Below are 13111 nucleotides of genomic sequence, written 5' to 3' on the forward strand. Positions count from 1 at the left end.
AGCGCGGCATCCGAAGCACTTATTGTAGCGAGAAGCCAGCACCAAGCGTCCGCCCGGTTGCGCCCGATGCGGGCTCATCGGCCATCCGGACAAGTGCAGGACAATGGCGCACACCGTCGCCCCCCGGCTACGCGGCGCTTTTTTGCCCGGCGCCCGCGCCGCCGCTCGACGCGGGCTCGGTGATACACTCGCACGACACTTTCAGACTTCTCCCCTATGAAATTCTGTTCCGTCTGCGGCCACGAGGTCGGCCTGAGCATTCCGCCTGGCGACAATCGCCAGCGCTACGTCTGCGGCAATTGCGGCACGGTGCATTATCAGAATCCGCGCAACGTGGTCGGGACCGTGCCGGTCTGGGACGACAAGGTGCTGCTGTGCCGGCGCGCGATCGAACCGCGCTACGGCTACTGGACCTTGCCGGCGGGTTTCATGGAGATGGACGAAACCACCAGCGAAGGCGCCGCGCGCGAAACGCTCGAAGAAGCCGGCGCGCGCGTCGAAATCCAGAGCCTCTTCACGCTGCTGAACGTGCCGCACGTACATCAGGTGCATCTCTTCTATCTGGCACGGCTGCTGGATCTGGACATCGACGCAGGCGAGGAAAGTCTCGAAGTGAAGCTCTTCGACGAGAGCGAAATCCCTTGGGACGAAATCGCCTTCCCAACGGTCGGGCAGACGCTGCGCTTCTTTTTCGCCGACCGCGCCGCCGGCAACTACGCGCTGCATACCGGCGACATCTTCCGCTCGCTGCGCGAAGGCTGAGCGCCCCGAGAATCATGGTTCCCTGGCTCGCCTCCGACGATCCGTTCCCCCCCGTCGAGCGCGCGCTCGGCGAGGCGAGCGGCGCGCCCGGATTACTCGCGGCCAGCGCTGAATTGCAGAGCAGCCGTCTCGTGGATGCGTATCAGCGCGGTATTTTTCCGTGGTATTCCGATGGCCAGCCGGTGCTCTGGTGGAGTCCCGATCCTCGCATGGTGCTGATTCCCGACGAATTCAAAGTCTCCGATTCGCTGCGTAAAACGCTGCGGCGCGTGTTGCGCGAGGCATCGTGGGAAATTCGCGTGGACGAAGATTTTGCCGGTGTGATGCGTGCCTGCGCCCAGACGCCGCGCGAAGGCCAGCGCGGCACCTGGATCACGGGGGATATCGTGGAAGCGTATTCCTCGCTGCATCGCGAAGGACGGGCGCACAGCATTGAAACGTGGTTCGAGGGCAAGCGCGTGGGCGGTCTTTATGGCGTGTCGTTCGGGCGCATGTTTTTCGGCGAATCGATGTTCGCGCATCGCACCGATGCCTCGAAAATCGCGCTCGCGGCGCTCATCGGACACTTGCGTCGCCATAAAATAGAGATGATAGACTGCCAGCAGAATACGTCGCATCTGGCGTCGCTGGGCGGGCGGGAGATCTCCCGCAAGGCATTTGTGAGACATCTGCGCGGGGCGGTCAGCGAGCCGCCGGTCCCCTGGCAGTTCGACAAATACGCGCTGCTCGAAACGCTTCGGCCACCCGTATCGACGGCGGAATGAACGAGGCGGGTTTAAACGCGGCTGGTTTGAACGGGCTCCGGACGCCAGCCGATGCATGCTTTGATATTCGCGAACGAATCGACAACCATCGAATGTGATGGTCAGCAGGCAAGATAGCAACACAACCGAGGTTTTCCGCCCTGCATCGAACCGCTGCGGCACGGTTGGGACGGTAAGCAAGATAGACGCTTAGAACGAGAGCTGCCAACGTGACTCACCCCAATGAGCTGCCGCTTTCTCCGCTTTCGGCGTTGCAATTCTATGCAACGGCGCCGTACCCCTGCAGCTATCTGGATGGACGCATTGCGCGCTCCCAGGTGGCAACGCCCAGTCACCTGATCAACTCCGACGTCTACACCGAACTCGTCAAGGCGGGCTTCCGGCGGTCGGGAGTCTTCACGTATCGTCCGTATTGCGACGGCTGCCGCGCTTGCGTGCCGGTGCGCGTGGCCATCGACCACTTCCAGCCGAACCGCACCCAGCGTCGAGTCTGGAAGCAGCATGGCGGACTGGTAGCGAGCGTCGCACCGCTTCACTACGACGAAGAGCATTACGCGCTCTATATGCGCTATCAGTCGGCGCGGCACGCGGGCGGCGGCATGGATCGCGACAGCCGCGACCAGTACGAGCAATTTTTGCTGCAAAGCCGGATCAACTCGCGCCTGGTGGAATTCCGCGAGCCCCTTCCCGCCGGCAATCCCGCAAACCCCGCAGATCCCGGTAATTCCGACGCAAGCCTGCCCGTCAGTCTCGTCGACGATCCGCCCGAGCGCGGCACGCTGCGCATGATCAGCATGATCGATATTCTCGGCGACGGACTTTCGTCGGTTTATACATTTTTCGAGCCCGGCCTGCCCCACACCAGCTTCGGCACTTACAACATCCTGTGGCAGATCGAACAGGCGCGCAGTCTGGATTTGCCTCACGTCTATCTTGGTTACTGGATCCGTGAGAGCGACAAAATGGCGTACAAGGCGAATTTCCGGCCGCTGGAGGGCTTGATCGACGGCCACTGGGGGTTACTCGATCCCGTTACCATGCACTCCGCCGGAACGCCGCCCATGCCCGGCAAGATGCCCACGGACAAACCGCGGCGCTGACCCGTACGGCAGGCTCCTGCAATAGCCTTTTTGGTGGTCTTGCCTGAGGCCCTTTTCATCCGCTTTTCATCGGTGTGTCATCGCTTTTCGGCGTGCCTCCTCAAAGCCGTTAAAATGGCGCGTCTCAATTTACGCCGCTCCGGCCTTTCCTCGTGTTCAGCTCCCTCTACCCGCTCGCCCGCGCGCAACTTTTTCGCATGGATGCGGAAGACGCCCATCATCTGACGCTGCGTATGCTGGGCGCCGCCGGCCGCACCGGCCTGGCCGGCATGTTTGCCGAGCGCGCCGCCGATTCGCCGCGTACCGTCATGGGCCTGAGCTTTCGCAATCCGGTCGGGCTCGCGGCAGGGCTGGACAAAGACGGTGCGTGTATCGATGGACTGGCCTCGCTCGGGTTTGGATTCATCGAAGTGGGAACGGTCACGCCGCGCGCGCAGCCCGGTAACCCGCGCCCGCGCATGTTTCGACTGCCCGACGCGCAGGCGCTGATCAACCGGCTTGGTTTCAACAACCGCGGCGTCGATCAGTTCGTCGAGAACGTCCAGGCCGCGCGGTATCGCGGCGTGCTGGGGCTGAATATTGGCAAGAATGCCGATACCCCCATAGAACGCGCCGCCGAAGATTATTTGTATTGCCTCGAGCGTGTCTACCCGTTCGCGAGCTACGTGACGATCAACATCTCGTCGCCGAATACGAAAAACCTGCGCCAGTTGCAAGGCGCGGGCGAACTCGACGCGCTGCTCGGCGCGCTGAAGGATAAACAGCAACGTCTGTCCGACATGCACGGCAAACTTGTGCCCCTCGCACTTAAGATCGCCCCCGATCTCGACGACGAGCAGATCAAGGAGATTGCCGCGACCTTGCTGCGCCACAAGATTGATGGCGTGATCGCGACCAACACCACGTTGTCGCGCACCGCTGTGACGGGCATGAAACACGGCGATGAAGCCGGCGGTTTGTCGGGCAAGCCGGTTTTCGAAGCATCGAATGCGGTGATCCGCAAGCTGCGCGCGGAGCTGGGCAGCGAGGTGCCGATCATCGGCGTGGGCGGCATCATGTCGGGCGACGACGCGCGCGAGAAACTCGCAGCGGGCGCATCGCTCGTGCAGATCTACACCGGGCTGATCTATCGCGGCCCGGCGCTTGTGACGGAATGCGTCGAAGCACTGGCCCGCACGAGTGCCGCTGCATGATTGGGTCTCCCCTTTCGCTACGCTTGGGCTCAACCCCACATGAGCAAACGATCTGAAGACGGCATTGCGTTTTAGCTATCATCGCCGCACTTCAGATTACTCACAAAAACCCGGACAAAGGTAACGCAACTCATGAAACTGTCTCTCTTCAAGAAAGTGCTCGTAGCAGGTTTGATCAGCGCATCACTCTCGGCGGTCGCGCACGCGGAAGACCTGCTGGATTCGGTCAAGCAACGCGGTACGTTGCGCATTGGCCTGGAAGGTACTTTCCCGCCGTTCAACTCGAAGACGCCGCAAGGTGAACTGGTTGGCTTCGACGTGGATATCGCGAAGGCGGTTGCTGCGAAACTCGGCGTGAAGCCGGTGTTCGTGACCACAGAATGGAGCGGGATCATTGCGGGCTTGCAGGCTGACAAGTTCGATGTGATCGTGAATCAGGTCGGCATTACCGATGCCCGCAAGCAGACGCTTGATTTCTCGCCTGCGTACACGTATTCGAATGCGCAACTGATTCAGCGCAAGGACGACACGCGGGACTTCAAGACGCTTGAGGACCTGAAGGGCAAGAAGCTTGGCGTGGGTCTGGGCACGAACTACATGGACATGGCGAAGGCTGTGCCGGGTATCGATGTGAAGACGTATCCGGGCGCGCCTGAGTACCTGCGCGATCTCGCTTCGAACCGTCTGGATGCTGCGTTGAACGACCGCCTGATGCTTGCGTACCTGATGAAGAATTCGCAGTTGCCGCTGCGCACGGGTGCGAATGTGGGCCCGGGCAATCCGTCGGGTATTCCGTTCAAGAAGGGCAATCCGAAGTTCGAGAAAGCCATTGATGACGCGATGACCCAGCTTGAAGCCGATGGTACGTTCACGAAGATCTCGGACAAGTGGTTCGGTATCGACGTGACGAAGCCGGCGAAGTAAGCCGGAGCCGGCACAGTCATTCCCGGACCCTCAAGCGTTCGGCATCGGGGCGGCTTCCAGGGAGATGCCGCCCTTTGCATTTCGCCCTTTGCATTTGATGCCCGCCTCCGACGTTACGCCTACTCTACTCATTCATGTCCACGACATCCCTGCTCGTTCAATCCATGCCGGCCCTCGCACAAGGCGCCGTTCTGACGATCAAGTTCGCGGTCTATTCGATGTTCTTTGGCCTGATCGCGGGCACGATACTCGCGATGATGGGCATCAGCCGAAGCCGCACGCTGGTCGGCCTGGGGCGCGCTTATGTGAGTGTGATGCGCGGTACGCCCCTGCTGGTGCAGATCTTCGTGATCTATTACGGGTTGCCGAGTCTGGGTATTTCGCTCGATCCGACGCCAGCGGGGGTGATCGCGTTGTCGGCGAATGTGGCGGCTTATCTTTCCGAAAGCATGCGCGGCGCTATTCTCGGGATTCAGAGTGGGCAGTGGCTGGCGGCTTATAGCTTGGGTTTGTCGAGGATGCAGACGCTGCGGTATGTGATTGGTCCGCAGGCGCTGCGGATTGCTGTGCCCAGTCTTTCGAATAGTCTCATTAGCCTGATCAAGGATACGTCGCTGGTGTCCGTGATTACGGTTACTGAATTGCTACGCAGTGCGCAGGAAGTTATTGCCGCTACTTATCAGCCTTTGCCGTTGTATCTTGCTGCCGCTGTGGTGTATTGGGTGCTTTGTAGCGTGTTGGAGTTCGTGCAGCGGATGTTTGAGCGCAGGTTGGCGTTGCCGGGGAGGCATTAGGGGTTGGTCGGTCGGGTTCATTGCCGGGTTGGTGCTTTCAGCGTTAGCGGTCTGCCTGAGTCGGATTTTCTCTTTATCACTATTAGCCACTGTGCGTGGCGGCACGTCATTTCTTTGTCCAAAGCGACAAAGAAACGAAGCAAAGAAAACGCTTTTAAACCACGCTACCCTAAGTGTCCACAGCGTGCGGTTTTCATTCATGGGTGCCCCAAAAGCACGGTGCTCGCCAGAGCGAAGGATGTGTGAACCCCTCCTTCTCGCGAATCCTGACATGAACACGCTTCGCCCCGTACGCTCTCGGGCAAGCACCATTGCTAAGGAATCCAAATGGCCTCACACGTATTTACGGCTTCGCTTTTTTGCTGGGTTGGCTCCCCAGTCTGCGCGGCCATATTCGTGCGTCACAGCCCGATGCGGATTTACTACTTCAGTTTTTGGTGAGTTTGCTGCACGGCCTAGACAGTTATTTTCGTTGGATACCGCCTTACGTATTTTGGGGCTTCGTTTCCAGACGGGTTGGCTACGTGGTCCGTCACGCGTACAAATTGGAGCTCGGTCGTCCGCGGATAGCGCGGGGTGCCCCTTGGGCAGGTTCAATCACTGGTGGCGAAGCGTGTGGGTATCCGTGTTCGGAGAAGGAGGGGTTCACACATCCTCCGCTCTGGCGAGCACCGTGCTTTTGGGGCACCTATGAATGAAAACTGCACGCTGTGGACACTTAGGGTAGCGTGGTTTAAAAGCGCTTTCTTTGCTTCGTTTCTTTGTCGCTTTGGACAAAGAAATGACGTGCCGCCACGCACAGTGGCTAACAGTGATAAAGAGAAAATCCGACTCTCGCAGACCACTACCGCCGAAAGCACCAACCCAGCACTGACCCCGACCGCCAACCTCAGAACCTAGCCCCCTCAAGACCTGTCCACCGCCGCGAGCGTCGCATCCTCGTCCAGCCTGGCCCCAAACCTGTCCATCCGCGGCAAATGATGCCGATCCGGATCAAGCGAATACGCCACCCGCCGAGCCCGTCCCATCAATTCGCTGCGCGGAAAAAAACCAAAATACCGTGAGTCCGCGCTGTCGTCGCGGTTGTCCCCTAGCATCAGATACTCACCCTTAGGCACCGTCACAGGCCCAAACGAACGCCGCGGACTCGGCGCCAGCACCGACAACCTCACTACATGCGTAACATGCCCCAGCTTCTCATCGAGATACTCGCCAGGCGAAGACGCATCGCCCTCCACCCCCGTGATATCGACCGGCTGATAACCCGCCCGCTTGCCATCGATATAAAGCACGTTGTCGCGCATGGCAACCACATCGCCAGGCACCCCGATCAGCCGCTTGACGATCAACTCATGCGCCGCCGATGAATCCACCGTCACAATGTCCCCGCGCTGCGGATCATGCAGGCGCGCAATCACAATGTGCGTGAACGGAATACGCAGGTCGTACGCCATCTTGTCGACGACAATCCGGTCACCCTCGCGAATCGTGGGAAGCATGGAACCGCTCGGCACTACATTCCAATCGGCAATGGCGCTGCGAAACAGCGTCATCAACACCAGAAACGCAATCAAGTTCCGATTTTCACGCCAGAGTCGGGGAAACAGTCGCATGGTGGGAAATACCGGCGGTTAAGGACGACGCAGCATAACGTTCAAACCTGAAATGACGCTTAAATTAAATCGACTGATCAGCCCGCGCTTATTCGGTTTCGAAAGGAAACCGCACGCCAAGGTCGCGACGAGCAGCATCGGTGATGGAAATCATCTGCATGGATATGGCATGCCGCATGATCGGGCTCTCTGTCTCGCCGCCGCGCAGCAACTCGCAAAAGTGCGCAGTCTCGTAGTTCAAGCCACCACCCTCAAAGGGCACATCAAGCTCAACGGTGCGGCCGTCCACATAGCGAACCGTCGCGCGCGCAGGGTTCCACCAGTTCTCGTGGATGCTCACCGTACCGCCGGTCGCAGCAAGCAGCGCATCGCCCTTGCCTTGCAGATCCAACCCGCAGAACAACTGCGCAACACCCCGTTCATGCCGCACATTCAAGCTCGCGAAAGTGTCCACGCCGGTCTGCCCGATGCGCCCGAAAGTCTGCACCTCGAGCGGTTCACCCAGCCAGTCCACCGCGAGAAACGCTTCGTAGATACCAATATCGAGCAACGCGCCGCCACCCATTTCCATCGAGTACGAAGGGTGCGAAAGCGGCACGTTCGCGATCGAACAACCGGCCCGAACCAGACCGATTTCACCAATAGGATCAGCCGCGAGATGGTCACGCAATTGCCGGTAGAGCGGATAGAACGGCGGTTTCATCGCTTCCATGAACAGCAGCTTCGATGACCGCGCCACGTCGATCATCTCCTGCAACGCCCGCGCGTTGACAGCCGCCGGTTTCTCGCAAAGCACAGCGCGTCCCGCCTGGAAAGCACGCAGCGCGTACTGAGGATGGCTGTCCTGCATGGTCGCAATGTACAACGCATCGATGTTGTCGAGCAGCGCATCGAAACTCTCATACGCCCTGGTATGAAACTGCCCGGCAAACGCAGTTGCCGACTCGGGCCTTCGCGACCAGACGCCACCAAGCGTTGTGCCCGGCACAAAGGCCAGCCCCCCAGCGAACCTGTGCGCAATGTTTCCCGCGCCAACGATGCCCCAACGGATCGTGCTCTGTGCGTTCATCTGTCCCACTCCCTGCATGCGTGGTGAATAGTCGGCCAAGGCCGGCGATGCGCACATTGTCCCCTACGCAAGCGGTCTGCGTGAAGCCTGGACGATGCATGCGCAACGCATGACGTTCCGATCACAAAGCTCAAGGGAATACGTCGGGAGATTGTCGTTCGACGCACAGGCCATCACGCGTCGATGTCAGGCAGGGAGGTGACGTGAAACGTTTGCGTAGGTAAAAACCCGAATAGGCGCTGCTCGCGCCCGGCCACGGTGAACGTGACCAGAAACCTCGGGCCAGCTTCGCCACGCCGGAACCGTCCCGGACGCGAAGCTTAAGGCAGGTGTCAGGCGCCGGCCGATTCGGATTCACCGACCGGTGGGGACGAACTGTCCTCGCGGCGTTCAAGCGAAAAAGCCCGCCCGACTTCCTCCGCGGTGACATCGATCAGCGTGCTCATCGCGCGCTCGGCCACACCGGCATCGTGTGCCTCGATCGCCTCCACCACGCGGCGCTGCGCTTCGAGCGTCGCGTCGCGCATGGTCGCAATGCCCGCCACGATCGGATAGACCGTCACCAGCGCACCCCGCACGATAGCCGTCATCTGCTGGAAGAACTGGTTACCGCTCGCAGCCACAATCCGCGTATGCAGCGCGACATCGGCGGCCTGGTACTCGGGCTCGCTGCCGTTGAGCGACGCAAGCGCGTCGAATGCATCGCGAATCCCGCTTACTTCGTCCGGCGTTGCACGGGCCGCCGCCAATGCTGCCGCACGCGGCTCGATCAACATTCGAAACTCGATCACGTCACGCAGGAACGCTTGATCCGGCGTCGCCCGGAAGCGCCAGCTCACCACGTCCTCATCGATCAGCCGCCAGTCGCTCATCGGCCGAATCCGCGTACCCGTCTTGGGGCGCACATCCAGCATGTGACGCGCGAGCAACATGCTCAAAGCCTCGCGCATCACGGTCCGACTCACGTCGAACTCCTTCGACAAGACGTCCTGCGGAGGCAGGATCGCGCCGTACTTCTGTTCAACGATGCCCGATACGAGCCCGTCCATCACCTTAGCCACCAGTGATCGCTCTTTGTTTTCGTCCATCACCCCTCTCCCCTTGCGCCCTACATTGTGTCCCTGCGCATCCGGCGTGCTTCCCCAAGCTCGCCGAAAGGCCCGGTGAGTGCCGCCTATTCATCTGATCAATCAGATCGATCAGATGAATCAGCGGCCCCGCGCCGTGCACGATAAATTGCGTGTTCAGTACCGCTAGCGCCAGTCGGAATGTCCCTCTCAAGGGTTATCCCTTTGCCTTTGCGTCTTTACGTTTCGCGATACTGCTTCGGCAATCGCTGTATTAAGTACTTCTTGATATCTTTGGTTCAAGTGCTTCGTTTAAGTTCTCTCCAACGCCCGGTCTTCATGCTCATTGCCCGACAAATCGCCCTGCCTTCGAAAGGTGTTCAGCCCCCTGTTTTCTTCTCGGTCACGCGTCCGTACTGATCGTCGAAACGCACGATATCGTCCTCGCCCAGATACGTCCCCGATTGCACCTCGATCATCTCGAGCGGCGTTTTACCGGGGTTTTCAAGCCTGTGTGTCGTACCGAGGGGAATGAACGTGGACTGGTTTTCGCTCACCAGGAAAGTCTCTTCTCCGCGGGTGACGAGCGCCGTGCCGCGCACGACAATCCAGTGTTCCGCGCGATGGTGGTGCATCTGCAGCGAGAGCCGTTCGCCCGGCTTCACTACAATACGCTTTACCTGAAAACGCTCGCCATGATCGATGGAATCATAGAATCCCCAAGGCCGCTGAACCTTGCGATGATCCTGCGCCTCAGCGCCTTTGGCGGCTTTCAGACGCCCGACCATCGCTTTCACTTCCTGCACACGATCCTTCGACGCCACCAGGATTGCGTCCGCGGTTTCCACGACCACTACACCCGTCACTCCGACGCACGCCACCAGCCGGCCGTCGGAATGCGCGAAACTGTCTGCTGACCCTTCGAAGATCACGCGGCCTCGAGCAACGTTGCCGTCGTCGTCCTTGTTCGACATGTCCCATACGGCGTCCCACGCGCCGACATCGGACCACCCGGCTACGAGGGGCACCACAACGCCCGGAAACGCCGGCTCGTATGCAATCCGTTCCATGACGGCGAAATCGATTGAATCGGACGGGCATGCTTCGAACGCGTCGACATCGAGTTGCGTGAAGCCGTCCTGATGCAGGCCACGTTCAAACGCAATCACGCACGCGGCGTGAATAGCGGGCTGGAAGTGCTCGATGGCGGCAAGCCAGACCGAGGCCCGGCACACGAAAATGCCGCTGTTCCACCAGTATTCGCCAGACGCCAGATACTGTTCGGCAATTTCCCGCCGCGGCTTTTCGACGAACCGTTCGAGCACTCGCGCTTGAGGGGCGCCATCATCTGCAGTTCCCAGGGCCGCGCCGGCCTTGATATAACCGTAGCCCGTTTCGATCTTGTCCGGCACGATGCCAAGCGTAACGAGCGCGCCGCTTGCGGCGTGTCCGATCGCCTTGGCGATCGTGCGACGGAACGCATCAAGATCGGCCACGGCGTGATCAGCGGGCATGGCCACCAGCACCGGGTCGTCGCCGGATCCGGCAGCCACTGCCGCCAGCGCAGCGAGCGTCAGTGCCGGTGCAGTATTACGGGCGCAGGGCTCAAGCACAATGCGCGCTCGACGGCCATTACGCTCGATCTGCTGGGCGGTCAGCAACTTGTGTTCCGTGCCGCAGACCACAATCAACTCATCGGCGCTCGCGAAGCGCATTGCGTCGTGGCCATGCGTTGCCACATCAAGTCCGTCGAGACCGTCAAGACGGCGCAGCGTGGCTTCGAGCAGCGATTGCGCGCCCATGAGCTCGATGAGCTGCTTGGGGAACTGCTGCCGCGATAACGGCCACAAACGCGTGCCGGACCCGCCGGCGAGAATGACCGGCTGCACGCGAACACTCGCGGCGCCCGTCTTGGCGGGGCCTGTAAGCGGATGGCGGGACACGTCCACGGTGACTCCTGAAGCGTTGAAGCTGATTGAGGGCCGAACGCGTCTTACAGGTGCGGACGCGTGAAAAACACGCATCGATTGATGCGCTATTTAAGCAGGCAAATCTATTTTGTTGTGTGCGCGTGCGAACGCCCGCACGCTATTCGGTCGACCTGCCGTTCAAGGCACCTTATTCGTCCTCAACCGGCGTTGGGCAGCAATCTTTGCCGGAGACGCGAGACGACCTCGCGCAGTTCGCTCGATTCGCAGAACGACCATGCGAGATTGCCGGCAATCAGTGCGAAGGCAATGGCGGCCATCCCGCTGAGCGAGTCCATGGAGTCGGCGCACACGGTCGCAACCACCAGGAAAACCAGATGTCCGGCCATGTTTCGCACGATCGGCCGTGGCTTGAGCTTCGAGAAATAAAGGAACGCCGCATAGTCGAAGAACGCCTTCGCAACCACCGCCACGCCTGCGCCCAGCAGGCCATACCAGCGGATGCTCAGCCACAGCACGAGCGCGAAAACCGGCAAGCCGATCCAGCCGACCCGCGCGACCTGCGCCGGATTGGCCTTGGCCTGAATCAGCACTCCGATAATGCTCGACTGCCCCGCCAGCCATACGCCAATGACAAGGATGCGTCCGACAGGTGCGGACTGAACGGCCATCTCATGGCCGAGCCAGATGTTCAGGAACGGCGCCAGCGCGAACAACGCAACCACCACGCATGGTGTGAACGCGCAGTTCAGAAATGCGAGCGCCTGGTGCGAGAGTTCATCGGCGTGATCGCTTGCGGAGGCCGAAAAGCGCGGGAACAGCGTGCGCAGCATGGCGCTCGGCAGCAGGTTCATGCGCGTGACGAGGTTTTGCGGCGTGGCGTAATACGCCACGTACCTGGCACCGAGCATGGAACCGATCACCACCCGGTCGAGTGTCGTTGCGATCATGTTTGCGCCAGAGAACAACAGCAGCCAGCGGCCATAATTAAAGAGTTCGCGAATCAGCGGCCATTCCGGCTTCGAGATGCGCTTGATGCCTATTGCACGGAACGTGCCGTAGCCAAGCAGCAGGGCCGCCAGAAACCGCGCAATGACGGCTGCCGGCACAACCACCGCCAGCGACGGCGAGATCAGGTACAGCGCGGCCAGCGGCAGCAACTGGAACAGGAACGTGCCGATGGTCTGGTTGGTATTGAACAGCGCGAACTTTTCCATGCCGCCGATCGCGCCGCTGAACACCCACGAAATGTTGGCGATGGGCACGGCCACCGCAATCCACGGCAGCGCATGCAGCACTTCCCGCTGGAACACCGGTTCGATGGTCGCTATATGAACGACATACACGTACGCGCCGAACCAGATCAGCACGGCACCGACAAAACCTGTGGCCAGATTGAGAAAAAATGCGCTCCAGAAGATGCGCTCGATGGTGCCGTCGTTGGACTGGCGCGCCTTGGCGATATGGTTTTCGGTCGCCATCGAAATACCGAGATCGAGCACGCTGAAATAACCGATCAACGCCCACACCAGGTTGATGACGCCGTAGCGTTCAATCCCCATGCCGTGGATGTAGGCGGGTACCGTCGCGAGTGAGACGAACACGGGCAGGATGAGCCCGGCGAAATTGATCGCTATGTTCCTGAGAAGACTTTTTTCCATTGAGCAACGGGCCGATTACAACAAACTCACACAGGATAAATCAAGGCACCGCGTCACAGCTTTGCGGTGAATGCAGGCACGTTGCAGCGCACAGGTAATGCACATTCAAGTGCACGCAGCGGGTGCCCGCCCGAAGGTCAGACGAATTAGATGCCAGAGTAAGGGGGTGCCGCATCAGGGTCTGTACGCAGACGAACGCATTGCGCGGCGGCCTTCGATCTCTTGCAATTCTTTGC

At 60.2% G+C, this 13111-nt stretch carries 11 protein-coding genes; 6 read left to right on the plus strand and 5 right to left on the minus strand.

The window, feature by feature from the left end; all coding sequences use genetic code 11:
• Window positions 1-216: 216 nt before the first annotated feature.
• The 6 genes from ACSQ8V_RS10900 to ACSQ8V_RS10925 all read left to right on the plus strand — a co-directional run bounded on the left by ACSQ8V_RS10900 (window position 217) and on the right by ACSQ8V_RS10925 (window position 5537).
• Window positions 217-762 carry an NUDIX hydrolase gene (locus ACSQ8V_RS10900; protein ID WP_213761547.1) on the plus strand — a complete coding sequence of 182 codons (546 nt, stop codon included), beginning with the start codon at window positions 217-219 and terminating at the stop codon, window positions 760-762.
• 14 nt (window positions 763-776) lie between these two features.
• The gene (aat, locus tag ACSQ8V_RS10905) at window positions 777-1526 is read left to right on the plus strand and encodes a leucyl/phenylalanyl-tRNA--protein transferase (RefSeq protein WP_436205723.1); all 750 of its coding nucleotides are present in this window, start codon (window positions 777-779) and stop codon (window positions 1524-1526) included.
• 209 nt (window positions 1527-1735) lie between these two features.
• Window positions 1736-2626 carry an arginyltransferase gene (locus ACSQ8V_RS10910; RefSeq protein ID WP_436181913.1) on the plus strand — a complete coding sequence of 297 codons (891 nt, stop codon included), beginning with the start codon at window positions 1736-1738 and terminating at the stop codon, window positions 2624-2626.
• Between the two features lie 152 nt (window positions 2627-2778).
• A complete protein-coding gene (locus ACSQ8V_RS10915; RefSeq protein ID WP_213761550.1) occupies window positions 2779-3819 on the plus strand; it encodes a quinone-dependent dihydroorotate dehydrogenase in 1041 nt (346 codons plus the stop codon).
• Between the two features lie 132 nt (window positions 3820-3951).
• Complete coding sequence (locus tag ACSQ8V_RS10920) at window positions 3952-4743, plus strand: cystine ABC transporter substrate-binding protein (protein WP_436205724.1); 792 nt, start codon at window positions 3952-3954, stop codon at window positions 4741-4743.
• A 134-nt stretch (window positions 4744-4877) separates the two neighbouring features.
• On the plus strand, window positions 4878-5537 hold the full coding sequence (locus tag ACSQ8V_RS10925) for an amino acid ABC transporter permease (RefSeq protein WP_213761552.1): 660 nt from the start codon (window positions 4878-4880) through the stop codon (window positions 5535-5537).
• Window positions 5538-6442: 905 nt separating this feature from the next.
• Here the strand turns inward: ACSQ8V_RS10925 and lepB are convergent.
• The 5 genes from lepB to ACSQ8V_RS10950 form a co-directional block, all read right to left on the minus strand.
• Window positions 6443-7150: a signal peptidase I gene (lepB, locus tag ACSQ8V_RS10930; protein ID WP_436205725.1), complete on the minus strand. Its 708-nt coding sequence runs from the start codon at window positions 7148-7150 to the stop codon at window positions 6443-6445.
• Window positions 7151-7238: 88 nt separating this feature from the next.
• A complete protein-coding gene (locus ACSQ8V_RS10935; RefSeq protein ID WP_436181915.1) occupies window positions 7239-8219 on the minus strand; it encodes a Gfo/Idh/MocA family protein in 981 nt (326 codons plus the stop codon).
• A gap of 332 nt (window positions 8220-8551) precedes the next feature.
• Window positions 8552-9307: a FadR/GntR family transcriptional regulator gene (locus ACSQ8V_RS10940; RefSeq protein WP_213761554.1), complete on the minus strand. Its 756-nt coding sequence runs from the start codon at window positions 9305-9307 to the stop codon at window positions 8552-8554.
• Between the two features lie 359 nt (window positions 9308-9666).
• The gene (locus tag ACSQ8V_RS10945) at window positions 9667-11310 is read right to left on the minus strand and encodes a mannose-1-phosphate guanylyltransferase/mannose-6-phosphate isomerase (RefSeq protein ID WP_436205726.1); all 1644 of its coding nucleotides are present in this window, start codon (window positions 11308-11310) and stop codon (window positions 9667-9669) included.
• A 104-nt stretch (window positions 11311-11414) separates the two neighbouring features.
• Window positions 11415-12875, minus strand: a complete 1461-nt coding sequence (locus ACSQ8V_RS10950) for a flippase (RefSeq protein WP_436205727.1) — start codon at window positions 12873-12875, stop codon at window positions 11415-11417.
• Window positions 12876-13111 lie beyond the last annotated feature (236 nt).

Source organism: Caballeronia sp. LjRoot31 (assembly GCF_964253885.1).
In the GTDB taxonomy this organism is placed as follows: domain Bacteria; phylum Pseudomonadota; class Gammaproteobacteria; order Burkholderiales; family Burkholderiaceae; genus Caballeronia.